Source organism: Paenibacillus sp. FSL P4-0184, from assembly GCF_038004625.1.
GTDB lineage: Bacteria > Bacillota > Bacilli > Paenibacillales > Paenibacillaceae > Paenibacillus_AQ.
In genome coordinates, this window is record NZ_JBBORN010000001.1 from 3,187,449 (window position 1) to 3,214,389 (window position 26,941).

The 26,941-nt window shown below is 44.5% G+C and carries 27 protein-coding genes and 1 riboswitch; of the genes, 20 read left to right on the plus strand and 7 right to left on the minus strand.

Translation table 11 applies throughout. From position 1 onward, the window contains the following. Positions 1–31 precede the first annotated feature (31 nt). Positions 32–1,138: an aminofutalosine synthase MqnE gene (gene mqnE / locus MKY52_RS13945; protein WP_076285245.1), complete on the minus strand. Its 1,107-nt coding sequence runs from the start codon at positions 1,136–1,138 to the stop codon at positions 32–34. A 371-nt stretch (positions 1,139–1,509) separates the two neighbouring features. Here mqnE and MKY52_RS13950 point away from each other — a divergent pair, with 371 nt between their 5' ends. Together MKY52_RS13950 and MKY52_RS13955 are read left to right on the plus strand one after the other, a co-directional pair. Further along, entirely contained in the window at positions 1,510–1,869 is a 360-nt protein-coding gene (locus MKY52_RS13950; RefSeq protein ID WP_042191575.1) for a HesB/IscA family protein, read from the plus strand. A 101-nt stretch (positions 1,870–1,970) separates the two neighbouring features. Further along, positions 1,971–2,423 carry a GNAT family N-acetyltransferase gene (locus tag MKY52_RS13955; RefSeq protein WP_076285244.1) on the plus strand — a complete coding sequence of 151 codons (453 nt, stop codon included), beginning with the start codon at positions 1,971–1,973 and terminating at the stop codon, positions 2,421–2,423. A gap of 67 nt (positions 2,424–2,490) precedes the next feature. On the opposite strand, the gene MKY52_RS13960 is transcribed toward MKY52_RS13955, so the two are convergent. Further along, positions 2,491–2,700, minus strand: coding sequence for a hypothetical protein (locus MKY52_RS13960; RefSeq protein ID WP_042191571.1), 210 nt, complete (start codon positions 2,698–2,700; stop codon positions 2,491–2,493). Between the two features lie 330 nt (positions 2,701–3,030). Between MKY52_RS13960 and MKY52_RS13965 the strand changes: the two genes are divergently transcribed. Both MKY52_RS13965 and MKY52_RS13970 read left to right on the plus strand, forming a co-directional pair. Beyond that, on the plus strand, positions 3,031–3,693 hold the full coding sequence (locus tag MKY52_RS13965; protein WP_042191569.1) for a YheC/YheD family protein: 663 nt from the start codon (positions 3,031–3,033) through the stop codon (positions 3,691–3,693). 314 nt (positions 3,694–4,007) lie between these two features. After that, on the plus strand, positions 4,008–4,151 hold the full coding sequence (locus MKY52_RS13970) for a sporulation histidine kinase inhibitor Sda (protein WP_036685584.1): 144 nt from the start codon (positions 4,008–4,010) through the stop codon (positions 4,149–4,151). Between the two features lie 131 nt (positions 4,152–4,282). On the opposite strand, the gene MKY52_RS13975 is transcribed toward MKY52_RS13970, so the two are convergent. Then, positions 4,283–5,257: an NAD(P)/FAD-dependent oxidoreductase gene (locus tag MKY52_RS13975; protein ID WP_094877850.1), complete on the minus strand. Its 975-nt coding sequence runs from the start codon at positions 5,255–5,257 to the stop codon at positions 4,283–4,285. Between the two features lie 331 nt (positions 5,258–5,588). On the opposite strand from MKY52_RS13975, the gene MKY52_RS13980 reads away from it, so the two are divergent. Together MKY52_RS13980 and MKY52_RS13985 are read left to right on the plus strand one after the other, a co-directional pair. After that, positions 5,589–6,782: an NAD(P)/FAD-dependent oxidoreductase gene (locus MKY52_RS13980; protein ID WP_042130890.1), complete on the plus strand. Its 1,194-nt coding sequence runs from the start codon at positions 5,589–5,591 to the stop codon at positions 6,780–6,782. A 1-nt stretch (position 6,783) separates the two neighbouring features. Next, entirely contained in the window at positions 6,784–7,062 is a 279-nt protein-coding gene (locus MKY52_RS13985) for a hypothetical protein (protein ID WP_341051822.1), read from the plus strand. Positions 7,063–7,121: 59 nt separating this feature from the next. Here MKY52_RS13985 and hemQ read toward each other — a convergent pair whose 3' ends face one another. Next, complete coding sequence (gene hemQ, locus MKY52_RS13990) at positions 7,122–7,874, minus strand: hydrogen peroxide-dependent heme synthase (RefSeq protein WP_042191564.1); 753 nt, start codon at positions 7,872–7,874, stop codon at positions 7,122–7,124. A 349-nt stretch (positions 7,875–8,223) separates the two neighbouring features. Between hemQ and MKY52_RS13995 the strand changes: the two genes are divergently transcribed. The 3 genes from MKY52_RS13995 to dnaI all read left to right on the plus strand — a co-directional run bounded on the left by MKY52_RS13995 (position 8,224) and on the right by dnaI (position 11,326). Beyond that, complete coding sequence (locus MKY52_RS13995) at positions 8,224–8,520, plus strand: YuiB family protein (protein WP_042130887.1); 297 nt, start codon at positions 8,224–8,226, stop codon at positions 8,518–8,520. A 292-nt stretch (positions 8,521–8,812) separates the two neighbouring features. Next, positions 8,813–10,351: a DnaD domain protein gene (locus MKY52_RS14000; RefSeq protein WP_341051829.1), complete on the plus strand. Its 1,539-nt coding sequence runs from the start codon at positions 8,813–8,815 to the stop codon at positions 10,349–10,351. An 18-nt stretch (positions 10,352–10,369) separates the two neighbouring features. Beyond that, complete coding sequence (dnaI, locus tag MKY52_RS14005; RefSeq protein WP_042191560.1) at positions 10,370–11,326, plus strand: primosomal protein DnaI; 957 nt, start codon at positions 10,370–10,372, stop codon at positions 11,324–11,326. Positions 11,327–11,481: 155 nt separating this feature from the next. Here the strand turns inward: dnaI and MKY52_RS14010 are convergent, their stop codons facing one another. Beyond that, positions 11,482–11,637 (minus strand): YqzM family protein, encoded by a 156-nt coding sequence (locus MKY52_RS14010; RefSeq protein WP_143759540.1) that lies wholly within the window; start codon positions 11,635–11,637, stop codon positions 11,482–11,484. A 359-nt stretch (positions 11,638–11,996) separates the two neighbouring features. Between MKY52_RS14010 and trxA the strand changes: the two genes are divergently transcribed. Together trxA and uvrC are read left to right on the plus strand one after the other, a co-directional pair. After that, a complete protein-coding gene (gene trxA, locus MKY52_RS14015; RefSeq protein WP_042130884.1) occupies positions 11,997–12,314 on the plus strand; it encodes a thioredoxin in 318 nt (105 codons plus the stop codon). 121 nt (positions 12,315–12,435) lie between these two features. Then, positions 12,436–14,388, plus strand: coding sequence for an excinuclease ABC subunit UvrC (uvrC, locus tag MKY52_RS14020; RefSeq protein ID WP_339267016.1), 1,953 nt, complete (start codon positions 12,436–12,438; stop codon positions 14,386–14,388). Positions 14,389–14,494: 106 nt separating this feature from the next. On the opposite strand, the gene MKY52_RS14025 is transcribed toward uvrC, so the two are convergent. Next, a complete protein-coding gene (locus MKY52_RS14025; protein WP_341051830.1) occupies positions 14,495–16,180 on the minus strand; it encodes a CPBP family intramembrane glutamic endopeptidase in 1,686 nt (561 codons plus the stop codon). Positions 16,181–16,494: 314 nt separating this feature from the next. Beyond that, a riboswitch (cyclic di-AMP (ydaO/yuaA leader) is annotated at positions 16,495–16,676 on the plus strand. A 134-nt stretch (positions 16,677–16,810) separates the two neighbouring features. On the opposite strand from MKY52_RS14025, the gene MKY52_RS14030 reads away from it, so the two are divergent. Together MKY52_RS14030 and MKY52_RS14035 are read left to right on the plus strand one after the other, a co-directional pair. Next, a complete protein-coding gene (locus MKY52_RS14030) occupies positions 16,811–18,106 on the plus strand; it encodes a TrkH family potassium uptake protein (protein WP_341053419.1) in 1,296 nt (431 codons plus the stop codon). Positions 18,107–18,119: 13 nt separating this feature from the next. After that, the gene (locus MKY52_RS14035; RefSeq protein ID WP_042191554.1) at positions 18,120–18,788 is read left to right on the plus strand and encodes a potassium channel family protein; all 669 of its coding nucleotides are present in this window, start codon (positions 18,120–18,122) and stop codon (positions 18,786–18,788) included. A gap of 72 nt (positions 18,789–18,860) precedes the next feature. Here the strand turns inward: MKY52_RS14035 and MKY52_RS14040 are convergent, their stop codons facing one another. Continuing rightward, positions 18,861–19,763 (minus strand): LysR family transcriptional regulator, encoded by a 903-nt coding sequence (locus MKY52_RS14040; protein WP_042191552.1) that lies wholly within the window; start codon positions 19,761–19,763, stop codon positions 18,861–18,863. Positions 19,764–20,164: 401 nt separating this feature from the next. Between MKY52_RS14040 and MKY52_RS14045 the strand changes: the two genes are divergently transcribed. The 7 genes from MKY52_RS14045 (at position 20,165) to MKY52_RS14075 (ending at position 26,918) form a co-directional block, all read left to right on the plus strand. Next, positions 20,165–20,830 carry a succinate dehydrogenase cytochrome b558 subunit gene (locus tag MKY52_RS14045; protein ID WP_042130879.1) on the plus strand — a complete coding sequence of 222 codons (666 nt, stop codon included), beginning with the start codon at positions 20,165–20,167 and terminating at the stop codon, positions 20,828–20,830. 68 nt (positions 20,831–20,898) lie between these two features. Further along, positions 20,899–22,641, plus strand: coding sequence for a succinate dehydrogenase flavoprotein subunit (gene sdhA, locus MKY52_RS14050; RefSeq protein ID WP_341051832.1), 1,743 nt, complete (start codon positions 20,899–20,901; stop codon positions 22,639–22,641). Positions 22,642–22,716: 75 nt separating this feature from the next. Continuing rightward, positions 22,717–23,481, plus strand: a complete 765-nt coding sequence (gene sdhB / locus MKY52_RS14055) for a succinate dehydrogenase iron-sulfur subunit (RefSeq protein WP_042130877.1) — start codon at positions 22,717–22,719, stop codon at positions 23,479–23,481. 188 nt (positions 23,482–23,669) lie between these two features. After that, positions 23,670–24,461: a DUF3891 family protein gene (locus MKY52_RS14060; protein ID WP_341051834.1), complete on the plus strand. Its 792-nt coding sequence runs from the start codon at positions 23,670–23,672 to the stop codon at positions 24,459–24,461. A gap of 19 nt (positions 24,462–24,480) precedes the next feature. Next, positions 24,481–25,425, plus strand: a complete 945-nt coding sequence (locus MKY52_RS14065; protein ID WP_341051837.1) for a metallophosphoesterase — start codon at positions 24,481–24,483, stop codon at positions 25,423–25,425. 34 nt (positions 25,426–25,459) lie between these two features. Continuing rightward, entirely contained in the window at positions 25,460–26,002 is a 543-nt protein-coding gene (locus tag MKY52_RS14070; RefSeq protein WP_341051838.1) for a GNAT family N-acetyltransferase, read from the plus strand. Between the two features lie 175 nt (positions 26,003–26,177). After that, entirely contained in the window at positions 26,178–26,918 is a 741-nt protein-coding gene (locus tag MKY52_RS14075) for an NADPH-dependent oxidoreductase (RefSeq protein ID WP_341051841.1), read from the plus strand. Positions 26,919–26,941: the final 23 nt, after the last annotated feature.

Below are 26,941 nucleotides of genomic sequence, written 5' to 3' on the forward strand. Positions count from 1 at the left end.
CCAATATAGGATAACGGATCTAGGTAGTCTTTTATTCGTATACCTTTATCGCATTGTAGAACGTGTCGCGTTCTACTGGAATTCGTCCAGCACCTTTTACTAACCAGATCAATTCATCGCGAGTGAGGCCTTCAGGTGTTAAGGCACCAGCCGCATGGCTAATGCGTTCTTTAAGAATAGTACCATGGACGTCAGAAGCACCGAAGTTCAGTGCAACTTGAGTAAGCTGAGGACCGATATTAATAAAGTACGCTTTGATGTGATCGAAATTATCCAGCATCAATCTGCTGATCGCAATCGTCTTCAGATCCTCATAAGCGGAGTTGCGGCGCATAATCCCTGCATTCTTGTTCTTAGGCTGCATAGATAATGGAATGAATACCATAAAGCCATTGGTTTCATCCTGTAGATCCCGGATCTGCATCATGTGCCGGATACGATCTTCATGAGATTCAATCGAGCCGTAAAGCATAGTTGTATGTGTCTTCATGCCAAGCTGATGTGCTGTTCGGTGAACTTCTAGATATTCTTCCACATTAGCTTTATCTACGCGCATTTTTTTACGGTATTGATCGGATAATATTTCTGCGCCACCACCAGTAAGCGTCTTAAGTCCTGCAGCACGCAGCTGCTCGAGTACCTCACGAATACTCAATCCGCTAATTCGGGTGAAAAAATCGATTTCGGCTGCAGTGTATGCTTTTAAGGTTACCTCAGGGAAACGTTCATTCAAGGCTTTTAAAGAATCCACGTAATACTGGAAAGGAACCTTGTCATTATGACCGCCTACGATATGGAATTCGCGCACACCTGGATGAATATGCTGTTCGACATATTGCACCATTTCCTGACCGGAAAGGGTATAAGCACCCTCTTCTCCATCATCTTTGCGGAAATTGCAGAATGCACAGTGAGATTCGCAAACATTGGTGAAATATAGACTCATGTTTTCGATAAAATATACCCTGTTGTTGTTCTTTGCAAGATTGACTTCATTTGCTAATTGGCCAATCGTAAGTAGGTCGTTACTTTGATATAAATAAACGCCATCTTCTAAATTCAATCTTTCGCCGCCACGAACTTTTTCAATAATGTTCATCATTCGGGCGTCTGTTTGGGGGGTGAAAAGAGTAGACATATAATAAATTCCTCCTGAAAGTTTTACGGGGTCCATTGCCCGCAGATAATTCCCAGACTTACCCAGACGGTAGCTGTTCATTCATGAAAATAAATCGGAGGTTTAGCCTCCGTGACAAATTTCCGAATTTTTACTTATGTTTGCCTTCCTTATTATAAACCTCTCTTATAAGGGGATCAACAGCTGGATATGGATGGTTTATTTTGGTGCGGCAGGTCAGGCATAAGGCAGTTGTGACTTGAGGGTAATGGAATAGTCGGTTATACTGAGTTTATTAAGTATATATTTTTAAAAAAGTAATTTTTGACCGGAAGGTCCCTTAAACATAAGTTTTTCTGTTGAATTAAGTTAATTTATAGGAGGATATGATCATGATTAATATTAGCGAAAAGGCAGCAGAACAATTAAAGGCGATGCTTGCTGAACAAGAAGTGCCGAACATGTTCCTCCGTATTGGAGTAACGCCCGGCGGTTGCAGTGGATTCTCTTACGCTATGGGCTTTGATGATAATGAAACCGATCAGGACGTATATATGGACATCCAAGAAATGAAGGTTGTCGTGGAGAAAGAAAATCTTCGTTACCTTGATGGTCTCGAAATTGATTTTGAAGAATCCGGCATGACAGGTGGCTTCACCATTAATAACCCGAACGCTACTGCAACCTGTGGCTGTGGCTCAAGCTTCCGTACAGCTACGGATGCAGGAAAACCGAACGAAGAGCCTTGCTAATCGCGACGTTACGCCTTCAAGCCCCATGTTGAGTTCTACAACACGGGCTTGGAGGTTTTTTTTATTCTCAATGACAAAAGTCATCACAAGGAGCTCTAAGCATGCTAATTAGGAAATTAAACGCAGAAGAACAACCACCCTTACATTTGTTGTTATTAGCCGATCCTTCCCTAAGTCTTGTTGAAGCGTATTTAAAAAGAGGGCAATGTTTTGTAGCTGAAGTGGAGAATTGCATTATAGGTGTCTATGTTTTGCTACAAACGAGACCTGAGACAGTGGAGCTAGTAAATATAGCTGTTGATGAGAATCAGCAAAGTAAAGGGATAGGAAAGCAGTTGGTCTATCATGCGATTCAGAATGCGAGATTACTTGGTGCGAAGACGATTGAAGTGGGTACTGGGAATTCTAGTGTAGGACAACTGGCTCTTTATCAGAAATGTGGATTTAGAATTACCGGAATCGATAGAGATTTTTTTATCAGACATTATAGTGAAGAGATTGTTGAAAATGGGATCAAGGTAGTGGATATGATCCGTCTTACGCTAGATATATGAGTGACATAAAAGCAAAAGCCCTCCGATGGAATTCCTCGAGAGGGCTTTTGTTTGTTCCTGCGTACAATTAGGCTGGAATAATAAACTTGTAATTAATCATAAACACGATGAGCCCTGCGGCTCCAAGGGAAAAGGCAATACAGCCAGCACCCAGTGCTCTGCGCCTGTCTTTAATGAATTTAAAGCCAATAGCGCAGATCAGTATAGTCGTTCCAGCCAATACGATGGACATCCCAAGCATGGCCACCCAATATAATACCTCGAAAAACTGAGCCATTCCGAGCCCTCCCCGCGCTGTTTTTTAGCGAGCCTCTAATTCATTATTATATAGTAGGAATTGAAAATGTAACCGCTATTAATAATACAACGATTTTGAAGATTATTCTAGTTATAGTGAACTCATCCATTGCGATTTAGATGTCGAATGTTCAGAAATGAGGTTCTACAAAATCTGCAATCTAACCTGCGAGGTTGAGAATGTTGTCGATACAAGCTCTAAGCCCTTTTTGCTAAGAGCTTCCTCCTACACGGACAATCATACAAGAGGGTGGGGCCTTTTCTGAGTAATGTATAGGGTAGGCTGGAATGTGAAAGGAGGGAAAGGACGATGTCGGGAAGACAATTGGCTAGCAAATGGTTGAAGACAGAAGCATTGCTCAGTGACGCGAGGGTTTCTCATTATATACCAATGACGAGGGTGTATTCGGCTGACTCACTGTTAGCCATGCTCCGGAGATACGGAAATGTTGTTATTAAACCAATAGTTGGCGGTGGAGGCTACGGTGTAATTAAAGTGTTTCGGGATAGTCGAGGTTATGGATTTACTTATATGGACAGAACTCGAATTTACAAGGACTTTAGATCCATGAGACGAGCGCTTCATTTCGTCAAGGTTAGACGTAAATATTTGATTCAACAGGGGATTTCTCTCGCCAGAATTGGTGGGCGTCCTATTGATTATCGGGTCAAAGTAGTGAGAAATGGCGGTGTTTGGGAGTTTCGCTCTATGGTGGGAAGATTGGCCCGGCCTGGCCTGTTCGTAACTAATTTATGTAAAGGAGGCACGATGCTTTCTTGTCGAGAAGGACTTCGCAGATCCTTGCCTCGAATTAAAGCCTCAGCGAAGAAAGCAGAAATGCGCAGGCTAACGCTCGTATGTATCGAACTGATGGAGCGGCATTTCCCTGGAATAGGCGAACTGGGTTTTGATTACGCCGTGGATTATTCAGGTAAAATATGGATTCTGGAGGTTAATACAAGACCTCAGTAAATTAACAAAAATTTTAGAATTGACGATAATAGAGTAGTAAGATAAAATTGCGTTTAGTTGCGTTCTTTTGGGGTAAATTATATTGTGATTTATTTACAATAAAAATATATTTTTAGCTGTATACAAGTGGTTCAGTCCTGTGTATAACTATTATCCCCATATTCCACTGTGCAGTTATCACCTTTGTAACGCTTACGCACATATTATACACAGGATTTCCACATGTACTTGTGGATAACACGAACGCTTGTTCGAAAAATGATAGTTTGATATGATAGATTCAGATCCAAATACAGGAAAGGTAGATGAACGTTATGGTTGAATTGTCCGATGAGATGCTTCTAGACTCTTACCATAGAGCGATAGAACTGCAACTAGAGCATGATTTCATCGCTCTTCTACTCGTTGAGATTCGCAAACGAAACTTACACTCTCCAGTTCATGCGGTTCTTCATTAAAAGAGCGCAAAGTATACCTTTGTAGCTGGCTACATATAAATAAACCGCGAGTCACAAACATAAAAGGGTATCCTGATAGGCTAGTATTGATAGGCCTGTCAGAATACCCTTTTTTATTGTGGTAGATAGAATTAGAGTTTCATATTACTACTGTGTCCTGGTGAAAGCTTGGCTTCCGGATCGATGTAGACTTTTGCATTATTCACAGCCGTTGGGGCTTCGCCGAATCCTACAGCAATTAGCTTCAGCTTACCTGGATATGTGGTGATATCGCCGGCTGCAAAGATTCCCGGAATACTCGTTTCCATACGTGAGTCAACGACAATGGAGTTCCCTTCAATATCGATACCCCACTCTGCAATGGGTCCCAGAGAGGAAACAAATCCGAAATTGACGATTACACTGTCGACTTCGATTTCTTGTGTTTCCTTGGTCTTGATATGAGATAAGGTAACCTTAGTAATAAACTCGTCACCATGCAGTTCTGTAATTTCAGTAGGTGTAATTACGTTAACTTTGGAAGCCATCAGATTCTCTACGCTGTGCTCATGCGCACGGAATTTATCCCGGCGGTGAATCAGGGTTACTTGCTCCGCGATCGGTTCCAGCATTAGTGCCCAGTCTACTGCGGAATCTCCACCACCGCTAATCAGAACTTTTTTATCTTTAAAGGCATTTAAATCATTTACAAAATAATGAAGGTTGGCTTTTTCAAACCGTCCTGCGTCTGGCAGTTCTAAACGACGAGGTTCAAAAGCGCCTACGCCAGCTGTAATGATAATAGCTTTACTGTGATATTCTGCTACATCGGTTGTAACTACAAAATGGCGTTCGTCCCGTTTCTGAACAGAAATTACTTTCTCCTCCAGCCGGATATTCGATTGGAACATATCCATTTGCCGTGTCAGGTTGTCAACCAATTCTTGTGCAGTTACTTTTGGAAAACCTGCTACATCATAAATGTATTTTTCAGGATAAAGTGCAGCAAGTTGTCCTCCCAATTGGGGCATACTTTCAATAAGTGTTACTGATGCCTGACGCATGCCACCGTAAAATGCGGCAAACATGCCAGCTGGACCGCCACCTATGATTAAAAGGTCGCTCATAGGAACGCCGGATTGCTCTTGTGTCACGGGATATTACACCTCCGAGTTGATATATTCATTTTGCCATACTTGTATTCTTTCTTATTATAAACATTGTGACACATACCTGCAAAGAAAGACTTTAGAACACAATAAGAATGTGACGTTTTTTAGTATTTTAATGTTTGATTAATAGTACACTAAGGTTTACAATGGATATGGTCAATTTAGAAATCCTTTAAGTTTGATTGGAATTTCTTCTAAATATAAGTGTATAAATTCACAAAAAGGACCGTACATTGTTTCAATAAAAAATACAAAGACAGATTTACCTCTTGGAAGGAGCCGGAACATGAGTAGTATTCCCAAAATCGTAATCTTAGGCGCGGGCTATGGGGGTATTTTGACCGCACAGCGCTTACAGAAGGCTTTGAACTATAATGAAGCGGATGTCACGCTCGTAAACCGTCACGAGTACCACTATTTTACTACCCATCTACATATGCCTGCCGCGGGTACAGACAGTATTGAACACACTCGGGTGTCTATTTCTAAACTAATCGATGAATTCAAGATCGATCTCGTTAAGTCATCTGTTCAGGAAATTCGTACCCAGCAGAAAAAGATTATTTTGGAGGATGGTACTCTTTCGTATGACTATCTCGTCATTGCTTTGGGCGGAGAGCCTGAAACATTCGGTATTCCAGGACTTGATAAATACGCACTGACGATCCGGAGCATCAACTCCGTTCGTTTGATTCGTGAACATATTGAGTATCAATTTGCCAAATATAAGAACGAGAACAATGCTCAGGAGCATATTAATTTCGTAGTCGGTGGTGCCGGCTTTAGCGGAATTGAATTTGTGGCCGAATTAGCTGACCGCATCCCTGGGTTGTGCAAAGAATTTGACGTTGATCCAAGCATGGTAAATATATATAACATAGAAGCTGCTCCAACAGCTCTGCCTGGATTTGCTCCAGAACTTGTTGAGTATGCGATGAACTTGCTCACTAAGAAGGGTGTTACATTCAAGATGGGCGTTGCGATCAAAGAATGTTTACCAAACGGTGTAATTCTGGCATCAGGCGAAGAGATTAAGGCTTCTACAATTGTCTGGACAGGCGGAATTCGAGGGAATCGTCTGATTGAAGCTGCAGGATTTGAAGCTATGCGTGGACGTGTGAAAGTAGATGAATATTTACGTGCACCAGGCCAAGACAATATCTTCATTATTGGAGACGGCTCCTTGATGATCAACCCAGAAGGACGTCCTTATCCGCCAACGGCACAAATTGCTATGCAACAGGGAGAGTGCTGTGCACATAATTTGGTGGCTGCGATCCGTAATCAACAACCCAAGAAATTCGCATTCAGCAATAAAGGAACAGTAGCTTCTCTAGGTAAAGGTCAAGGGATTGCTGTAGTTGGCAGCAAAACTTACAAGGGCTGGACTGCAGCTCAATTGAAAAAAGTTGTGGATATGCGCTATTTGTTCATTATCGGTGGGATTCCGCTGGTTCTGAAAAAAGGAAGATTCTTATAAGATGCGTCACTGCAGCGTGCAGGTGCGTGGATTGCTGACCCGAGAAGAATTGGACCGATACAACGGACTGATTGAGGTTGGATCTTATCTGGAGGATCAGAATCAGTACGATCTAGCGTATGTTGTTCAAAAGGAAATTGATCTGCTCATTCTCCCTGGCATTGAACGCTTAAAGGAAAAAGGGCGAGCGCGTGACAGGGCTACGGCTGAATATTTGGAAAGTCTGCGTGATGATGAAGATGACAGCGAAGAGGATGAGAAAGCAGGAACTTCGTTATAGCATTTAAAAAGGGTGAGTCTCCATAAAGATCTGGAGACTCACCCTTTTTATTATTACAATTACAATTTAAGCATTTCTTCAAAAGAATCCTCAGTCAGCAGGTTGCCGACATAGAAAGGTCCGAATTCGCCGTAGCGAGCACTGACTTCGTCAAAGCGCATTTCGTAAACCAGCTTTTTGAATTGTAGCGGATCTTCAGCGAACAGGGTTACGCCCCATTCCCAATCATCAAAACCAACGGAGCCGGTGATAATTTGTTTCACCTTACCAGCATAACCACGTCCGATTAATCCGTGAGAAGCCATCAGCTCCCGACGTTTATCCATATCAAGCATATACCAGTTATCGGCGAGCTCGCGTTTCTTGTTCATTGGATAGAAGCAAATATGCTTCGCTTGCGGCAAAACAGGTTTTAGACGTGCGATAACATGCGGATTCTGCATAGGATCACTACCATCGCTGCCCCCCGCAAGGTAATTGCTTAATTCAACAATACTTACGTAGGAATAGGCTTTAGTTGTATATTGAGCAAAAGCGATTTTGTTAAAGGCCGTCTCAAGCTGGTTCAGATCTTCCAAGCTTTCGCGCAAGAACATCATTACGAAATCGGCCTTCTGGCCAACGATGGAATATACCGCGGAGCTGCCTTGTTTGGCTTCTTCGACAGGACTCCATTCTTGCATAAAAGCATGTAATTCTTCCAGAGCAACGGCACGTTCTTCATCATCTGCTGCCGTCCATGCGGTCCAGTTCAGTGAGCGGAAGTCATGCAATGCATACCAGCCTTCCAGTGTCATAGCGGCTTCGTTCATGATCTCACTCCTTAAAAGTTTTACGAAGCATAGGCTCCGCTTGAAATAACATCGCGTAAAACTTGCATCGGAAGCATACGCTTTGTTTTACGAAGCATAGGCTCCGCTTGAAATAACGTCGCGTAAAACTAGCTACGAAGCTCCTGCATCATAGACTATGTATGATTTATTAATCTATATGCATTGTATCGCAATCAAGTTGCTTAGAGCAAATGATGACATTCCGTTGTAAGAGTATTAGACCTAATTTTGAATAAAGTTCATTGCTTCGTGACATTTTTTCTAGTAAACTTACTACTAGCTCGTATAAGATGTGCGCTTCTTTATAGAAAGGGGTAGTGACGGTAAGATGGGGTTTATTCCAGTGTTTATCCTAACCGTTTTATTCTTTGTGATGATGTTTGGTATTGGATTTATTCTTAACATGTTAATGAAGACAACCTGGTTTCCCGCTTATCTATTCGTACTTATTATTCTACCCGTCGTAGTCTATTCCATTTGGGATAGAAGCGCGATGTCGCTCTGGGAGCATCTCTCCAGTTTCCACTTTGTTGATTACTTAACTGGTGTCGCTGGTCTTGCAGGTGCTATATTGAGTGGATGGACCATTCAAAAACTGCGCTTTGGCGGTTACAAGATGTTTTAAAGATTTAATCGGAAGACCTGCGGCTCTGATGTGAGAGTCGTTTTTTTGAACATATAAGCTTTTAGTTCTACGCTAAGAATCAATTTTGAAATTCAGCGAGAAACGGAACCTTCCTCATCCAGAGGACAGTGAAGCCGTTTCTTCTTGTTTAATAGAGGTAGATAATCGTATGAAAAAGCTGATTATATAGCGAAAAGAGTCGGAATTGGTAGTTTATTTACATTTCCGGCGACGTTTTTTATGATAGAATAGAATCCTGTATGAATTCGTGAAAACAAGGGGGTATCCGTAGATGCGCATGAGTAACTTACATCATTTCACCGAACATCATCGGTACTGCGTTTCCCGCGAATTTGGTCTTAGTGTTATAGATGGACGTATGCTTAGCTCTGTGTATCAGCCTATGGTAGGAGCTTTTGCAATCAGTTTCTATCGCTTGCTGGTTGAACATGTACCAGCAGATAGCATTGGCTATTCTGGAGTGGAGCAACAGCGCAGATTATTTATGACGCTAGGCGTTGAACCAAATGAGAAAGGCCGCAAATATTTAATAGATCAGGCTTCCCGTTTAGAAGCGGTAGGTCTGCTACAGACCTGTCGAATCTATGTGCCGGAAACCGATGATTACTTATATGAATATGAGCTTATGCCGCCGCTATCGCCAGCTGACTTTTTTGCCACTCAGCATTTGACGTTGCTGTTACGCGATAAAATCGGCAAATTTGCTGTGCTGTCCTTACGGGAACAATTCTGGAATCGAGAGCCAGAAGAATGGAGTCGCAGATCCATAGGCAAAGAGAATATCTCCGTGCCTTTTTATGATATTTTTCAACTTAATACACATGTCATTGATTATGAGCTGGAGCAGGCACTTGCAGAAGTAGCCACTGTGCGTCAGCCTGGTATGCGTGAATCTGGAGAACAAGCGATTGGATATAGTGATATTATTTTGCGTTTTCCAAGGGAGTCCGTGAACCGGGCTCATGTAGAAAAACTGCGTTTTGACCATACTCAAATGGGTGTTATTAACTATGTAGCTCATAAGTACGAACTCAGTCCGCAGGATTTATGTCGTCTGCTGGATGAAGATGGCGTGTTCTCACCGGATGGCGAGGTTTTTCTGGATGCACTGCAGTATAAAGCGAGCCAGCATTTCAGGCAGGATATGAAACGACAAGAAAAGCGTGAAGTTGCTGCTGCTAAGGTTGTTTCCATCCGTTCCAGTGCCTCTGAAGAGAATGATGATTCTATAGCACCACCGGAGCAATCTGTAGAGATGGAGTATTATGTAGAAGTACCACCACAATTTTTGTCCAAATGTGACATCCACCAATATAATATGATGCTGCGGAACGAACCTTATACGCGGCTGCTTCAAACTTTTTTCCCAGGTGCAGTACCCAGTCATTTGATGGATATGTTCGAGAAAATAGATTTGAACTATAAGCTAAGCGGTGAAGTAATCAATGTACTTATTCATTACTTAATGACTATGGTAGCCTCAGGTGGAGAACAGCGAATGAACCGCAATTTTGTGGAGGCTATCGCTTCTAATATGCTGGTTAAACAGGTGAACACCTACGAAAAGGCTGTAAAATATATCAGGGATCAGTCCAAAGTGAAAGGCAAGGGAGCTACAACTAACACGGCGGCAGGATCTCGATCACGTTCATATGCTAAAAATACAGGTCGATCCGCTAAACCGGAAATTCCGATTGTGCTGGACGATGGAAGTGCCGGAACGGTATCGGAAGAGGAATTCGCGGCGATGATGAAGAAAGCGGCAGAAATTAAAGCCAACAAGAAAAAAGGCGTTTCCCAAGCGCCGTAATGAAAGAGAGGTGGAACTATGGAGTCTATGGGCGATGTGCTTCGTTCGATTAACAATCCAACTCTACGGCAGCGTCAACGCGATCTTGAACAGGAGTTATTCAATCATCCACTTGTGAAGGCATTACAGTCTGAACATCCTGAGTTAGATGATTCGCGACTGCGGCTTCATATGAGCCGCCTGTATCAATATGTAGAGGAAAGCCGCCACTGTGCGAACTGTCCGGGTCTAGAGAAATGTCCGAATGATTTCCCTGGTCACTTTAGCAAACTTACGGTAGAGAGCGTGAATGGTTCGGCGGACTTATATGAACGCAAGACGGCATGCCGGCTTAAAGTGGCACAGGATAATCAGGATAGCATCCGCAAACGTATCCGTAGCTTTTATGTGGACGAGCGTGTGCTCAATGGCGGTTATGATGAAATAGATATTATGGGTAAGGATCCACGCCGGGTCTCTGCTGTTAATAAAATATTTGATTATATCACGAGCGTTAAAGAAGAGGGTTTGACCTCGCGCGGGATTTATTTACATGGGACTTTCGGAACAGGCAAAACATTTCTGATGTGTTATTTGCTTCATGAGCTTGCTGTTGCCGGCTATACTGGAGTTATCGTATATATGCCAGATTTTATCGAGGATTTGAAGTCGATCATGATGGACGGCCAGAAGATGAAGGAAACCGTAGATACGTTGAAAAACTGCGATTTACTTATTTTTGATGATATTGGTGCGGAGAACTTGAATCCATGGGCGCGTGATCATGTGCTTGGTGCGATTCTGAATTATCGGATGAACCGTAAGCCAACCTTCTATACCTCGAATTATCCGCTCGATGGATTGGAGAAACATCTTAGCTTTACAAGCAAGGATGGCGAGGAGATTTATAAAGGCCAACGTTTGATGGATCGTATTGCTCCTTTTGTGGATGTAATTCCACTGCATGGGGAGAATCAACGGGGGACGATTAGATAAACATAACCGTAACATTCAAAAGAGCAGCGATTCTCCTTTTATTGGAGGATCGTTGCTCTCTGTTTTTTCTTATTTACTCTCAAAAAACAGAAGCCGCCCCCTAAGTAGCATTCACTACTTTTGAGACGGCCTCTGTTTATATTGCGATGATTCCCTTACTCCGAAATGAACTTAATGATAACCATGCCGAAAAAGACAACGGTCATAAATGCAGTCATTCCGAAAAATCCATTCATTAAATCGCCTAGATCATTGCGGGGTTCTTCGTTGATATGTTCTCGTGGGTCCCGTGCTTGCGCGTTGACATCCATAGCTTCTGCCTCCTTACAGGGACAATGCCTGTATTGTTAAGAATGCAAATTGAGTTGACCATTATGAAATAAGTCATTGACATTTAATGCGCTTTCTTAGAGTATACCGAAAGGCTGGGGAGATTGTAAAGAAAAGAGTAACGTAAATAAAATTAGTTTGAGAGCAATATAATTGTATGTGATATATAACATATCCCTTAAAGATATGTTATACTGGAATTGTGTCGGTAAGTGGTAATTTGGTTATCATATTACATGAAACAATTTATTAACTTATATTTTCGGAGCAGCTTCCATAAACTAAGCTTTGGTTTAGAGTGGAGTAATGTTTCGTAAAACTTTAGAGGAGGAACAATATCATGGCTATCGTGAACGTGTCTGACCAAACCTTCAGTAACGAAGTGGAAGGTCAAGGTACTGTAGTAGTAGACTTCTGGGCTCCTTGGTGTGGTCCTTGTAAGATGATTGCTCCAATCTTGGACGAATTGTCCGCAGAACTGGGAGACAGCGTGAAGATTGCAAAATTGAATGTGGATGAGAATCCGGAAACGGCTTCCCGTTTTGGCGTGATGAGTATCCCAACCCTGATCTTCTTCAAAGACGGTCAACCGGTAGATAAAGTTGTGGGATTGAACTCCAAAGAATCCCTGAAAAATATCGTAGCTAAACATCAATAATTGTTAAATGCTACTGTTCGGGCCTCGGCCCTGCCGCTCAGCGCCTTCGGTTCATTCCGGAGGCGTTTTGTGTGCTGAATGCCAATTAATTATGGGTCCAATTTAGCTGGAGGGGATCATTTTGGACAATATCCGCAACAAACTGGCTCTATTACCCGACCTGCCCGGGTGCTATCTGATGAAGAATGAAGAAGGCACCATTATTTATGTGGGTAAGGCGAAGGTGCTTAAGAACCGGGTTCGCTCTTATTTTACAGGCAGTCATAATGGTAAAACTCAGCGGCTTGTCGCTAACATTGCTGATTTCGAATATATTGTTACGTCCAGTAACATGGAAGCGCTCATTCTCGAGTGCAATCTGATTAAGAAGCATATGCCGCGTTATAACGTACTTCTGAAGGACGATAAGACATTTCCTTATATCAAAATAACGAATGAAACTCACCCTCGGCTTGAAGTCACACGCCGGGTGATTAAAGATAAAGCAAAATATTTCGGCCCTTATCCTAATGGTTATGCTGCACAGCAAACGAAAAAGCTCCTCGATCGTATGTATCCGCTCCGTAAATGTGGCGTAATGCCAAAGGAAGTCTGTCTTTACTATCACATGGGCCAATGCTTGGCGCCGTGTGAGAAGGAAGTGCAGAAATCCGAGTATGAGCAGATTACGCAAGATATCGCTGCTTTTCTGAGCGGAGGTCATGATGCGGTTAAGAAGGATCTACAGCAGAAGATGCAGGAAGCTGCTGAGGAATTATATTTTGAACGGGCGAAGGAACTGCGGGATCAGATTATCCATATTGATGCATTGATGGAGAAACAAAAGATTAACACCACAGATACTAAGGATCGTGACGTATTTGGTTATGCGGTAGACAAGGGATGGATGTGTGTACAGATTCTGTACATGAGACAAGGGAAGATGATTCAGCGCCACTCCTCTGTCTTTCCGTTCTATGGGGAAGCCTACAGTGACTTTATGTCTTATGTGACGCAGTATTACAGTGATAATCCTGCTCTGCCGCAGGAGATTCTTCTGCCGGATGTGCTTGACGAGGAAGCAGTGGTTGATAAAGAAGCTAAACCGGCGATTGTCATTGCTGCTCCAGCCGAAGAAGATCTACAAAAGGGGGAAGATACCCCCGAATCGCCTGAAGAAGTTGAGGCCCGTGAAATGGCCGCTGCGGAAGCATCAGCAGCAGGTGTCGTTGATGCTGCAGGTGGCGCCTCTATTCTACAGGAGTGGCTCGGCACCAAAGTGCTAGTGCCACAGCGTGGCCTCAAGAAGCAGATGGTCGGTATGGCCTGCCAAAATGCTACAGTCGCAATCGACGAGAAGTTCCGGCTTATTGAACGAGATGAAGTACGTACCTCTGGTGCTGCAATGAGCTTAGGCGAGAGCTTGGGGCTCGAACGCTTAAGCCGGATCGAGGCGTTCGATAACTCGAATATTCAAGGGACTAATCCGGTTTCTGCGATGGTTGTCTTCATTGATGGCAAGCCTGCACGAAAAGAGTATCGTAAATATAAGGTTCGTACGGTGGTGGGTGCGGATGATTATGGAACGATGCGCGAGGTCATCCGGCGGCGGTATGAACGGGTGCTGAAAGAAAACCTGCCGATACCAGATCTTATCGTAGTCGATGGTGGTAAAGGGCAGATATCCTCAGCTATTGATATTCTGGAGAACGAGCTGGGGTTATTCATTCCGGTCTGTGGTCTCGTCAAGGATGATAAGCATAAGACGGCTCAGCTTTTGGTTGGAGATCCGCCAGAACCTGTCGCTTTGGCTCGGGATAGTCAGGAATTTTATCTGTTGCAACGGATTCAGGATGAGGTGCATAGATTCGCCATCACCTTCCACCGTGAACAACGTGGGAAGTCCATGGTTACTTCTAAACTGGACTCCATACCAGGTATAGGCGAGAAGCGGCGCAAGGCGCTGCTTAAGCATTTCGGATCGCTAAAGAAAATTAAAGAGGCCTCCATAGAGGATTTTAAATCACTTTCTATTGGCGAAAAGCTGGCTAGTCAAATTCTTGAGGCGCTCAAGGATGAAGAGCCAGCGACATAGGCATTCGAAATACTGGAATGATGTATACGTAAATATAAAAAAGGTGTCACAGCAGTTTTCTGCTGTGACACCTTTTTTTATTATAGGTTATCCACCCATTACTTCTTTAAATTACAGATGTAGGTTCAACCGGCTTAGGTTCTGATTTTTGCGGTGGATTAAACCGATAGACGATGTAGGCAACTATGAACGGCATGATAATCGCGAAGATACCAGCCCCTACATTCACGCTTTCCTTCATAAAGATCAGCGTAGCGCCCATCAGAATGCTGTCAAACACGACGTGACTGAACATGACGGCAATAAAGCCGTAACGAAGGAAAATATAGCTAAAAAGCAAACCGATCACCGTCAGCTCAATAGGACGGGAACTGATGGGATAGATCGGATACAGCGTATGGCCAAACGCCCAAACCAGCGTGGTGATCAGGCAAGCAATGAACGTGCTACGGAATACTTTTTTCAACATAGGAATTCCGAAAAAACGATAAATAGCTTCCTCGGATAAACCAGCGAGCCATGCAACGATGGGCAGCAGCCAAGCATATCTCATGTTGTAAGGAGATTGAGTAGCGTCAGTAGTGGACCAGTTCTGCAAGGTAAATGATAATACGATGAACATAAGAGTCTGCACCCCTAGCAGCACGAATGCCCAGACGTATCCAGCGCGGATACTATCCAAAACATATTTTCCATAGCCAGGCTCTTTAGCACGAGGCCATGGGTTCATCCCCTCTTCTTTTTTCCATAGGCCGTCCCCTCCAACTAAAGAAAAATAGAGCAGGGAGGACATTAGGAGGCTATATAAGGCATAAATGATGAACATAATGATGGAAGTTATCTGAGCCTCGAGTCCTTCGCTTGAGGATTCAGGGAGCATATTATAGGTGCTGATCATCATGATTACAAAATAAGCTGAGCTTAGGAATATTCCACGCTTAAAGGAGGTATGTTCTCTTCTAAGTATGCTGTAGATGAGTGCCAGAATTCCTAAAGCTAAAGTAGGCAAACCGTAGCCGAATAAAGTAAACTTTTCCGCGAGAGAGGTCTGGTCCTTTACATAGGAGGTATGCCAGGATGGAGCGGTGAATCCTGCTTTAAAGCTGGATACCTGTTCGCCAGTGAAATCGAAATAATAGTGTAGTAAGGATTCGCCGATCTGAACGGAACGATCTGTATACACGAGCCCGTAATTTCCCGTATTCGATTCAATTTGCAGCTTGGCGGGATTTACATCCCATTCCTGAAGCCAGGGACGGGCAAGATTTTCTTTTTGTGCAAGTGATAAGGTAGTACCCTTGTCCTCTTCTTTTGCACTGGTGGATACATTGTTTGGTAATCCGGTACCTGATCCTTCTGCACTTTGTTTGAAGGCGACAACTGCGCCAGTGTACATATTGAGGTCAACGGAGATCAGTGGCTCTTGTTCCTCTGAAGGACTAAGTGTTACACGAAAGATGTCAAAAGGATATCGTTGATCCAATTTCTTTTTTGTATAGTCCTCCAAAAGCTTCTCGCGGGACATATAACCATAAAAGGAAGAGTCCGTATCGTACAGTACATTCCACTGATCGGTTGGTGCTTTGGTGTAGTTCAGCTTTTGTTCTGCGAATGATATGGCTTTGTCGCTGGCTTCCGCCTTACTGATGACAGTAGTATCTTCCCCGGCAGGGCTATTTAGCACCGAGGGAGCAATCTGAAACATAATAAATAGAATAAGACCGATAATGCCCGAGATGATGAGCCTCTTGGAGAGGGCACGTTGCTGTAAGGGCTGGCCAACGGGATTCATGTAACGCCTCCTTGTAAACTGACAATGTTATGTTCCATTATAGTATTAGTGCCATGATAGTTACAAAAATCATCGTATATTCTTTTTATGGGTAATAGAGATATTATAGAATAGGTAACTGAATATATACCATGAATTTAAGGTGATTATTTCTTCATTTTTCATGAAAATCGATGCAATTGCAGGGAAAACACGGAAAAGTGATGAGAAAAGGCACTCCTAGTGGTACATCCTCTCCAAACCGCATTTTTCATATGAATCACCATTAATAGTGTCTTTGTGATTTATCGAAATAACATATATAATTTGTATGCAATTGTATATAGCCGAATTTCAGGTGAAAACGGGGGAACCATAAGAAGTAATGAAAAGATGATTATACGCCATAGGCGTTGTCTTTATTCATCAGGGGTGAATTTCGTTCTAGGAACGAATAGGGCAGCCTGCACAGTCCGAATCCGTCAGCTAACCTCGTAGGCTAATTTACTGCAGGAACCAAGGGTAGCATTGGTTTTCCAGTGCTTTTTTTGTTGGAATTCTTTAAATTTTGATAAGAGGGTGAGCGTAGTGGCTTCACAGTTTCGCAGGGTTTCTGAATCAAAGTTCCTGAAGCTCTCTCCGCCTCAGATTATGGTGCTTGGTTTTGCATCGATCATTCTGATTGGAGCCTTGCTGCTAATGCTTCCCATTTCGAGTACCAGCGGGAATGATGTTAGTTTTATTGATGCGTTGTTTACTGCAACATCGGCCACCTGTGTGACAGGACTTGTGGTGCTGGACACCGGGACGACATTCACCATTTTTGGGAAAACCGTAATTATGGTGCTTATCCAGGTGGGCGGCTTAGGGTTTATGACAATGGCGACCTTATTTGCCATGATGATGAAACGCAAAATTTCCTTGCGGGACAGACTGATCCTTCAGGAAGCAATGAACCAAGGCTCTATGGAGGGGATTGTTCGACTGATCCGGAGAGTACTTATTTATTCCTTGGTCATCGAAGGCTGTGCAGCGGTGCTTCTGTCCATACGCTGGGCGTTTGATATGCCACTTGGAAAGGCCATTTATTTTGGAATATTTCATGCGGTGTCTATGTTTAATAATGCTGGATTTGATATTTTCGGGGATTTCCGGAGTTTAACCGATTATGTATATGACCCGCTAGTGAACATCGTGGTGATGTTTCTGATTGTCTCTGGCGGTATTGGTTTTATTGTCATGTCGGATCTGGTGGAGTTTCGTGTCAAACGTAAATTATCTTTGCATAGCAAAGTTGTACTCTCCACCACTGCAGGGCTTATTCTTATCGGCGCTTTGGTTATTTTTATATTTGAATTTACGAATCAGCGCACACTGGGGAATTTAAATTTCGGCGGCAAAATATTATCGGCATTCTTTCAGTCCGTATCGCCCCGAACCGCTGGCGCCAACACGGTGGATATTGCCGGATTGCGGCAAGCCTCACAGTTCTTTATGGTTATTCTTATGTTTATTGGTGCATCTCCTGGATCAACAGGTGGCGGGGTCAAGACTACAACCTTTACGATTATGATTGGTGCAGTAATCGCGATGCTGCGCGGACGTGAAGATGTTGTACTGTTCCGTTATCGATTGGCGCAAGAGCGTATCTATAAAGCGTTGACGCTAACATTACTCGCTTTGCTATTGGTCCTCACGGTGTCGATGTTACTGTCCACAACAGAGGATAGTAATTTCTTAGCGATATTATTTGAGACGACCTCAGCTTTTGCCACAGTGGGACTAACCATGGGGCTGACACCTGAACTGTCTGTCTTCGGCAAGATTCTGATCTGTCTGACCATGTTTGCAGGTCGGCTAGGTCCATTAACATTAGTGTATGCGCTTGGACCTAAACAGGGTAAACCATTGTATAAGCACCCAGAAGGTAAAATAATTATTGGATAGGAGTTAATCCGAAATGAAAGCACAGCAATTTGTAGTAATCGGTTTAGGCCGCTTTGGCTCAAGCCTTGCACTTGAGCTGATGGAAATGGGCTACGAGGTGCTCGGCATTGATCACCATGAGGAGCGTGTGGAGGAAATGAGCGATCATCTGACGCATGCGGTAGTGGCTGATGCTACAGATGAAGGAATTATGCGCTCGCTCGGCGTACGGAACTTTGACTGTGGGATTGTAGCGATTGGCGACAATATGGAACGAAGTATTCTGGCGGCGATTTTGTTAAAAGAGATTGGAGTCAAGCAAGTGGTAGCCAAGGCGATCTCGATCCTTCATGGTCGTGCGTTGTCCAGGCTGGGCGTGGACCGGGTTATTTTTCCGGAGCGGGATATGGGCATTCGTGTGGCACATCAGCTCGTGACACCCAATTTGCTGGATTATATTGAACTGTCCAAGGATTATAAAATTGTCGAGCTAACCGTTCCGTCTTGCATGAACGGGAAAAGCTTGTCAGATTTAAATACAAGAGCGAAATATGGCTGCAGTATTGTTGCCCTGAACCGGGAAAGTGGAATTATAGTGGCTCCAACGGCACATGATCATTTGAGTGAGGGCGACGTTATGGTACTCATTGGTTCTAATGAAAGTATTGATCGATTTGAGGATGAAGTTGTAAACCAAGATTAAATAGATAAGCCCTCCGTCCTTTACATGGGACGGGGGGCTTTTTTTAATTAAGGTTGCACTCAGAGGTATGTACTATTTCTCTCGTTCCGTCAGAAACATCTCTTCTGTGACCTGCACGAGGCTGCGGGCCGCTGTGCTCAGGCTCCCATCGTCACGGTAAATCAGACAGGTAGTTCGCTGAGTCTGCTCCAGCTCTTTAATATGCAGAGAGACCAGCCCACCGCCGTTTAACAGCTGCGGACGCAGATAAGACTTGGGCAGTAACGCTGCCACATTGACTGTCGGCAGCAGCCGCACGATGGCTTCGAAGGAGTCAATCTCCATCCGAACGTCTGGATCAATTCCACAGCGCTGGAACAGATCATCTGTTAGACGTCGGTACCAGGTGCCTTTGGAGAACAGGATCATAGGCAGTCGGGACAGATCATCCATGGTTAGCTTGGTAGATTGATTCAGAGGATGATGCTCAGAAACAACCAGTCGAAGCTGATCCTCAAACAGAGAAATACAGCGCAGTCCAGGTTCTTGAATAGAGGAAGCGATCAGACCTATATCTGACTTTCCTTCACTGACAGAGGAGACAATTTCATGTGTTCGGCCTGTGATTAGCTTCAGCTCCGCAGTTGGGTATTTCTCCATATATGCGTTAACTAGTGGAGGCAGAGTGGTCTGCAGTGAGGTAAGTGACGCCCCTAAGGTGACGAGCTTAGGCTCGCCTTCTTTGTATTTTGACAAAGCCTCCAGAAATTTAGAGCGCTGCTGCCGTTGTTCAAGTGCGTAGGAATAAGTAAGACGCCCAACCTCGGTTAACTCCAGACGCTTGCCATAACGATTAAATAGCGCGACACCCAGCCGTTCTTCCAGCTTGGAGATTTTACGAGATAGGGCAGGTTGGGACAGATTGAGCTGGCGGGAGGCCCGATTCAAGCTGGAGTGCTCCACAACCGCTGCAAAAACATCTAAATCGTCAAACATATTTATGTTCCTCTCGTAGTGCAATCTATAAACAGTAGTGACGAAATTCATAGCCATGAAGACAATACTTCTTGCTCCATAAGGAAATAAAAGATTTGTCGGAAAATGTTGTTTCTCTAAATGAGAATTATTATCATATAAAATCTATTCTTATGCGTTTATTGTATAACGTTTAATAATTAGATTGCAATTCCCTTATAAGGGAAAAAGGAGTAACATGAAAAGTGACACAAGATATTCACATTTTGTGAAAAAGAAAACAAAGTCCGGGAAACCAAGGATAGCGGTAAATATAGACGTTTTGTCATGACATATTCTACGTTATCCTGTGTCAAATGTAGTTCCGGCGGTGAATACACAATAATGAAAACGCTGTTTTAATCGGAAAGGGGTTACTTTGTATGAAAGGATTTTATTCCAGAAAGATTCATTCCTTGCTAGGCGTTATCCCGCTTGGAGCTTTCTTCATTGAGCACATGATGACGAATTTTGCGGCTGTAGAGGGTGGCGCTTCCGGTTTCACTGACAGCGTGATATGGCTGAATAGCCTGCCGCTTGTCTTCTTCCTGGAATTGTTCGGTATATGGCTACCTCTGCTGTACCATGGCGTATATGGACTGTATATTGCCTATCAATCCAAGCCGAACTTGAACCGTTTCAACATTGAAAGAAACTGGCGTTATACGCTGCAACGCATTACAGGAATTATTACCTTTATCTTTATAGTCTGGCATTTGTTCCAAACCCGGGTTCAGGTGGCAGTTGGTAGTGTAGAGCATGAAGAGCTGGGCGGTCTGATGCATGATATCGTGACTCAACCACTGATGTTGACACTGTACATTATCGGTATCGTTGCAGCATGCTTTCACTTCTCAAACGGTCTATGGTCTTTCTTGATCAGCTGGGGAATCACGGTAGGACCTCGTTCACAGCGGGTATCCTCTTACCTTTGTCTCGGTATATTTGTTCTTGTAACGTTTATGTTCCTCATTTCGCTAGTCACTTTCCGTGATGCTGAATTTCAAACCGCAGCTTCCATAGCTCAGTCCATAAAGACTTTCATCTAAGTAATTATCCTCTCAGGACTAGATTCCAGAATCCTTTCTGATATTTTCAATAAAGGGAGTGAACTATCATGGCAACAGCAAATATCATTATCGTGGGTGGCGGTCTGGCCGGCCTGATGGCTACCATCAAGGCGGCGGAGTCCGGTGCGCATGTTCAATTATTCTCATTAGTGCCTGTAAAAAGGTCACACTCCGTTTGTGCGCAAGGCGGCATCAACGGCGCGGTAAATACGAAAGGGGAGGGGGACTCCCCTTGGGAGCACTTCGACGATACCGTTTACGGCGGTGACTTCCTGGCGAATCAGCCACCGGTCAAGGCGATGTGTGAAGCAGCACCGGGTATCATCCACCTTATGGACCGGATGGGCGTAATGTTCAACCGCACACCTGAGGGATTACTCGACTTCCGTCGTTTCGGCGGAACGAAGCGTCACCGCACTGCATTTGCTGGCGCAACGACAGGCCAACAGCTTTTGTATGCGCTGGATGAGCAAGTGCGCCGCTGGGAGTCCGAAGGTCTTGTAACGAAACGTGAGAACTGGGAGTTCCTCTCGGCCATCGTCGACGACGAAGGTGTATGCCGCGGCATAAGTGCCCAGAATCTCAAGACGATGGAAATTGAGACTTTTCCTGCAGACGCTGTTATTTTGGCTAGCGGCGGGCCTGGTATTATTTTTGGTAAAACAACGAACTCCGTAATTAATACGGGTACAGCAGCAAGTGCGGTGTACCAACAGGGCGTACATTATGCCAATGGAGAATTTATCCAGATTCACCCAACGGCTATTCCAGGAGATGACAAGCTCCGCTTAATGTCGGAATCAGCACGTGGCGAAGGCGGCCGTATCTGGACTTATAAAGACGGGAAACCGTGGTATTTCCTCGAAGAAAAATATCCGTCCTACGGTAACTTGGTGCCGCGCGATATTGCTACACGTGAAATTTTTAATGTGTGTGTGGATCAAGGGCTGGGCATTAACGGTGAGAATATGGTGTATTTGGACCTCTCTCACAAGGACCCGAAAGAGCTGGACGTGAAGCTTGGCGGGATTATTGAAATTTACGAAAAATTCATGGGGGATGACCCTCGTAAAATACCAATGAAAATCTTCCCGGCTGTGCACTATTCCATGGGCGGTATGTGGGTTGATTACAACCAAATGACAAACATTCCTGGTCTGTTTGCGGCAGGCGAATGTGAATATCAATATCATGGAGCGAATCGTCTAGGCGCTAACTCTCTGGTATCTGCCATTTACGGTGGTATGGTTGCTGGACCAAAGGCTGTTGAATACATTAAAGGTCTGAAGAAATCGTCACAAGATATCTCTTCTTCTGTATATGATAGCTTCCACAAAAAGCAGACGGACAAATATGAGTCTCTGCTAGCGATGTCAGGTACAGAGAATGCTTATGTGATTCACAAGGAACTGGGCGAATGGATGACCGCCAATATGACGGTTGTACGGCATAATCCGAAGCTGGAAGCGACCATTGGCAAAATCAAAGAGCTTAAAGAACGCTATCGCAATATCAATATGAACGATACGTCACGCTGGAATAACCAAGGTGTAGCTTTCACCCGTCAGCTATGGAACATGCTGGAGCTGTCCGAAGCGATGACACTGGGAGCGCTTATGCGTAATGAGAGCCGCGGCGCTCATTACAAACCGGAATTCCCGGATCGTAATGATGAGGAATTCTTGAAGACCACGAAAGCAGCTTGGACTGCAGACGGTCCGCAAATCTCTTACGACGAAGTCGATGTCTCACTGATCCCTCCACGGGTCCGTGATTATTCGAAGGATTAATCTTTCCCAGCAGTGAAACAGCTTGCGAGGCAAGCTTAATGAAATAAAATTAGGCAATTTGAGGAGGGAACCATTATGGCGGAAACTGCTACAGCTCCCAAAAACGTAAAGTTTATCATCACCCGCCAGGACGATCCACAAAGCTCATCTTATGTTGAGGAATTTGAGCTCCCTTATCGTCCGGGTATGAATGTAATCAGTGCTTTGATGGAAATTCAGCGTAACCCTGTGAATGCCAAAGGTGACAGCACCGTTCCGGTATGCTGGGATTCCAACTGTCTAGAAGAAGTATGCGGAGCTTGCTCGATGGTGATCAACGGCAAACCTCGCCAAGCCTGCGCAGCGCTTATAGACAATCTGGAACAACCTGTACGCATTGAGCCAATGAAGACATTTCCGGTGGTGCGTGACTTAGTGATTGACCGTACCCGGATGTTCAACGCACTGAAACGAGTAAAGGCCTGGATTCCAATCGATGGTACGTATGACCTTGGGCCGGGACCACGTATGCCGGAGAAGAAACGGCAGTGGGCTTATGAATTATCTAAGTGTATGACTTGCGGCGTATGCTTGGAAGCTTGTCCGAATGTCAACGAGAAGACGGATTTCATCGGACCCGCAGCAATCTCTCAAGTACGCCTGTTCAATGCTCATCCTACAGGTGAAATGAATGCGGATGAAAGATTGGACGCATTGATGGAAGATGGCGGTATTGACGGTTGTGGTAACTCACAGAACTGTGTGCGCGCTTGTCCAAAAGGTATTCCTCTTACCACCTCCATTGCAGAAATTAATAAGCAGACGACAAAACATATGTTCAAACGCTGGTTAGGTGTGTAATAAGTAGTACCGCCGGATCTTTAATATGGAGCTATCCTCAATGGTGGATGTATATTCGCTGAGGATAGCTTTTTTGTTTATAATTGGTAGGGAATAGGAAATTCGTCTAGCTCAGAAGAATGAATAGCATATGCTATAATATCCATTGTTAACGTACGTTAGGTGTGGAACAACAGGGAGGAATAATCGTGATTTGTCGGGAGCATGATGGAGCAATTGTAATGGTTAAACAGCATGATCACGGGAAGTTAGCTGGAGAGCTTGCCATTTGGTTTAAGGAAGAGCATGTGCCAGAAGAAGGACGCCGGGATGAGGTGCTTTGGGCGGTAGCTGAACATGACCGGGGCTGGATTGATCTGGATGAGACGCCCTTTTGGAACGATGCGGAACACGCGCCTTACAGCTTTATTGATTTTCCTGTAGTGCCGAAGCTGACCTTTTATAAGCGAGGACTTGATGAGATCGAGGCGCGGACACCTTATGGAGCGCTTTTGTGCAGCTTGCATTTTGAACGACTCATTAAGATTTCGGGACTGGATTATCCAGAACTGACTTTATATCAAGAGCATGAAGAGGAACGTAGATCCCGTATTCACCGAGAACTGGAAGTATCCAAACCGATTGGTGAAGATGAGCTGTATTATGATGCCCGTCTTTTGGAATTCTGCGATGACTTATCTCTATATTTGGCTTTAAATGAACCGGGTAGCCCGAAATCTGAGGAGCATCCATGGTGGCGTGAAGGATTCTCTGGCAGTGAAGATTTCAGTTTTACGTCAGGTCGTACGATAACCGTGGAGTGGAAAGATAAGTCAACGTTAGTGCTGGATCCTTTTCCCTTTAAGAAGACGGTGGAAGTAGCCTTTATGCTGAAACGAGTCCAACGATCAGAAATTGCTAATAGAGGCATCGCACCCGCATACCGTGATACGCCAGAGGAAGAATGTAGAATTGTACTGACGGCTCTAAACGAAAGCTGAAGGGAAGGAGAAACTCCGTATGAAGATACAATCGTCTGGGGCTTCTCCCAATAAGAAAAATAATCATTCAGGTAAAGGCACCCACTCTAGTGCCTCTGGACGTCGATCTAAGGGCAAGACAACAATGACCCGACGGCAATTCCTGGTTCGAGGTGCGGCTACTGTAATCGGCGCAGGCTTGCTCACAAGTGGTTACGCTTGGCAAGGGGAGCCCAACTGGATTCAGGTTACTAAGCTGAAGTTGTCCTTCAAAGATATTCCCTCTGCTTTTTCAGGCATGAAGGTTGTCCATTTCAGTGATACTCACCTTGGGTTTAATAAGGATGCCCGTGATCTGGCTCGACTTGCAGAACGTATCGCTAAGGAGGAACCGGATCTTATATGCTTTACAGGTGACATCGTGGACAGCAACCCTGAGGATCTTGTAGATGCCATACCTGTATTGGCAGAGCTGAATGCTCCACTAGGAAAATATGCGGTGCTAGGCAACCATGATTTCAAGAATACGAAGCGGATTATCGAGTTGTTTACATCTGCTGGTTTCCGGGTGCTAAGGAATGAATCTTATCTTCTAAAAAGAGGCGGGGCAGTTATGGCTGTGACCGGACTGGATGATCTGCTGCATGGCGAGCCTGACCCTGTGAAGGCACTCAAGGGTGTACCTGCAGGAACCTTTACCGTTCTGATGATGCATGAACCGGATTATGCTGATATAGCACAGGCTCATTCCTTTCATCTACAGCTATCCGGGCACAGCCATGGAGGACAGATTCGCCTGCCGTTTCTAGGTGCGCCATTCACCCCTTATGGGTCTCAAAAGTACATAAATGGATTGTATTATACAGATACCAAGCGCATGCCAGTGTATGTGAATAGAGGTTTTGGCGAAACAGTCATGCCTTTTCGTTTTCTATGTAGGCCTGAGTTAACGGTGCTGACATTGCGCCATTCATCGGATGAATAGGCTGATATTTTAGCGGCATGGAGGAGGAGAGAGTATGAGCACTTATGAGGCAGTATCGTTCCAGGCGCAAGAAGGTGTGGCGGTTGACCTTAGGATGATTCCGCCCGAGGATGCCTGTCATTTGCAGCAACTGCTCTCCCACCCAGAAGTGCAGGCTCATATTCAAATACGCACCGGAGCTGGATCAGACCTTGCTCAGGTGGAGAAGCTGGTGAACCGGATGTTATTCGCATTCGATCCTTGCGCGTTACATGCGGGTATCTATTTAAAGGAGCAGCAGAAGTTGATCGGTATTGTTGCTTTACAGCATTGGAACCGCCGTGAGGGCAAGGCCACGTTAGGATATATGCTAGACCCGGCGTACTGGGGAGGCGGATTGGCGACAGAGGCGGTTGGCTTATTTTTAAATTACAGTGTTCATACGCTTGGGATCACACGGATCGAAGGGCGCTGCCGAGGAGATAATATTAGATCCGAACGTGTAATGCTTAAGAACGGCATGATGCTGGAGCGAGTGATGCCCAGAGTAGGCTCCTTGGATGATGTAATGAAAGTATTCACATTGTTACACAAATGAAATAATGCCGTTATGAAACTCTAACAGTGTCCGGTTAAACTAAGTACATGACCCCCTTTTAAAAATATACTGCTTTGGGACCCGATGATTCGGGTCCATTTTTTTTTGTCAGGACCTCATCCGATCGTTTATGATTAACAAACAGTCGAATGAATTGAGAAGGAGGCGTAACATTTTGAATGATGTAATACAGACGTTAATGAATCACCGTTCTTTCCGGCAGTATTCTGATCTACAAGTGGAGCCGGATAAGCTAAAGATAATGATCGAATCGGCCCAAGCAGCGCCCTCATGGGTTCATGGACAGCAGGTCTCCATTATAGCTATCAAGGATCCTGCGCGTAAGCAGCAGCTTTCGGTCTTGTGCGGCAATCAGAAGCATGTAGCAGCAGCCCCTGTCTTTCTAGTGTTCTGCATGGACTTCTATAGAGCGAAATTAGCAAGTAAAGTGGAAGGCAAGTCTTTTGAAGCGGTAAAAGATGTAGATGCTCTGCTCGTTGGAGCTACAGATGTTGGTATCTCAGTGGCTAACGCGATTGCAGCGGCAGAATCCATGGGACTCGGGATCATCCCTATTGGGGGTGTCCGGCGCAATACAGCAGGCGTTATTGATCTGTTGAAGCTGCCGGAGTACGTATTCCCTATCGTCGGGCTCTGTGTCGGATATCCAGCCGAACAGACCGCACAGAAGCCGCGGCTGCCGCTGGAAGCGGTGTTTCATGAGGAACAATACAATCCGGATGTGGAAGGCCTCCTGGAGGCGTATAATCAAACCCACCGTGAATATATGCAGCAGCAGGGATTAACGGAGAGAGATTGGACGAGCACGATTGCTCATTTTTACGATATCAACCCGGAATATGGGGATGCGAAGCGCACCCTGAAGCAGCAAGGGTTTACTTGCGATAACCTATAAATAAACGACAATGCACCAAGCGG

Bases quoted from the DNA above. Each gene is read 5' to 3' on its own strand.
- trxA (WP_042130884.1), top strand. From the start codon at position 11,997: ATGGCTATCGTGAACGTGTCTGACCAAACCTTCAGTAACGAAGTGGAA.
- MKY52_RS13995 (WP_042130887.1), top strand. From the start codon at position 8,224: ATGGGGTTTATTCCAGTGTTTATCCTAACCGTTTTATTCTTTGTGATG.
- MKY52_RS14045 (WP_042130879.1), top strand. From the start codon at position 20,165: ATGAAAGGATTTTATTCCAGAAAGATTCATTCCTTGCTAGGCGTTATC.
- MKY52_RS14010 (WP_143759540.1), bottom strand. From the start codon at position 11,637: ATGGATGTCAACGCGCAAGCACGGGACCCACGAGAACATATCAACGAA.
- MKY52_RS13960 (WP_042191571.1), bottom strand. From the start codon at position 2,700: ATGGCTCAGTTTTTCGAGGTATTATATTGGGTGGCCATGCTTGGGATG.
- sdhB (WP_042130877.1), top strand. From the start codon at position 22,717: ATGGCGGAAACTGCTACAGCTCCCAAAAACGTAAAGTTTATCATCACC.
- MKY52_RS14070 (WP_341051838.1), top strand. From the start codon at position 25,460: ATGAGCACTTATGAGGCAGTATCGTTCCAGGCGCAAGAAGGTGTGGCG.
- MKY52_RS13980 (WP_042130890.1), top strand. From the start codon at position 5,589: ATGAGTAGTATTCCCAAAATCGTAATCTTAGGCGCGGGCTATGGGGGT.
- MKY52_RS13975 (WP_094877850.1), bottom strand. From the start codon at position 5,257: ATGAGCGACCTTTTAATCATAGGTGGCGGTCCAGCTGGCATGTTTGCC.
- MKY52_RS14030 (WP_341053419.1), top strand. From the start codon at position 16,811: ATGGTGCTTGGTTTTGCATCGATCATTCTGATTGGAGCCTTGCTGCTA.
- MKY52_RS14065 (WP_341051837.1), top strand. From the start codon at position 24,481: ATGAAGATACAATCGTCTGGGGCTTCTCCCAATAAGAAAAATAATCAT.
- MKY52_RS14035 (WP_042191554.1), top strand. From the start codon at position 18,120: ATGAAAGCACAGCAATTTGTAGTAATCGGTTTAGGCCGCTTTGGCTCA.
- MKY52_RS14025 (WP_341051830.1), bottom strand. From the start codon at position 16,180: ATGAATCCCGTTGGCCAGCCCTTACAGCAACGTGCCCTCTCCAAGAGG.
- MKY52_RS14000 (WP_341051829.1), top strand. From the start codon at position 8,813: ATGCGCATGAGTAACTTACATCATTTCACCGAACATCATCGGTACTGC.
- hemQ (WP_042191564.1), bottom strand. From the start codon at position 7,874: ATGAACGAAGCCGCTATGACACTGGAAGGCTGGTATGCATTGCATGAC.
- MKY52_RS13970 (WP_036685584.1), top strand. From the start codon at position 4,008: ATGGTTGAATTGTCCGATGAGATGCTTCTAGACTCTTACCATAGAGCG.
- sdhA (WP_341051832.1), top strand. From the start codon at position 20,899: ATGGCAACAGCAAATATCATTATCGTGGGTGGCGGTCTGGCCGGCCTG.
- mqnE (WP_076285245.1), bottom strand. From the start codon at position 1,138: ATGTCTACTCTTTTCACCCCCCAAACAGACGCCCGAATGATGAACATT.
- MKY52_RS13965 (WP_042191569.1), top strand. From the start codon at position 3,031: ATGTCGGGAAGACAATTGGCTAGCAAATGGTTGAAGACAGAAGCATTG.
- MKY52_RS13955 (WP_076285244.1), top strand. From the start codon at position 1,971: ATGCTAATTAGGAAATTAAACGCAGAAGAACAACCACCCTTACATTTG.
- MKY52_RS14040 (WP_042191552.1), bottom strand. From the start codon at position 19,763: ATGTTTGACGATTTAGATGTTTTTGCAGCGGTTGTGGAGCACTCCAGC.
- dnaI (WP_042191560.1), top strand. From the start codon at position 10,370: ATGGAGTCTATGGGCGATGTGCTTCGTTCGATTAACAATCCAACTCTA.
- MKY52_RS13950 (WP_042191575.1), top strand. From the start codon at position 1,510: ATGATTAATATTAGCGAAAAGGCAGCAGAACAATTAAAGGCGATGCTT.
- MKY52_RS13985 (WP_341051822.1), top strand. From the start codon at position 6,784: ATGCGTCACTGCAGCGTGCAGGTGCGTGGATTGCTGACCCGAGAAGAA.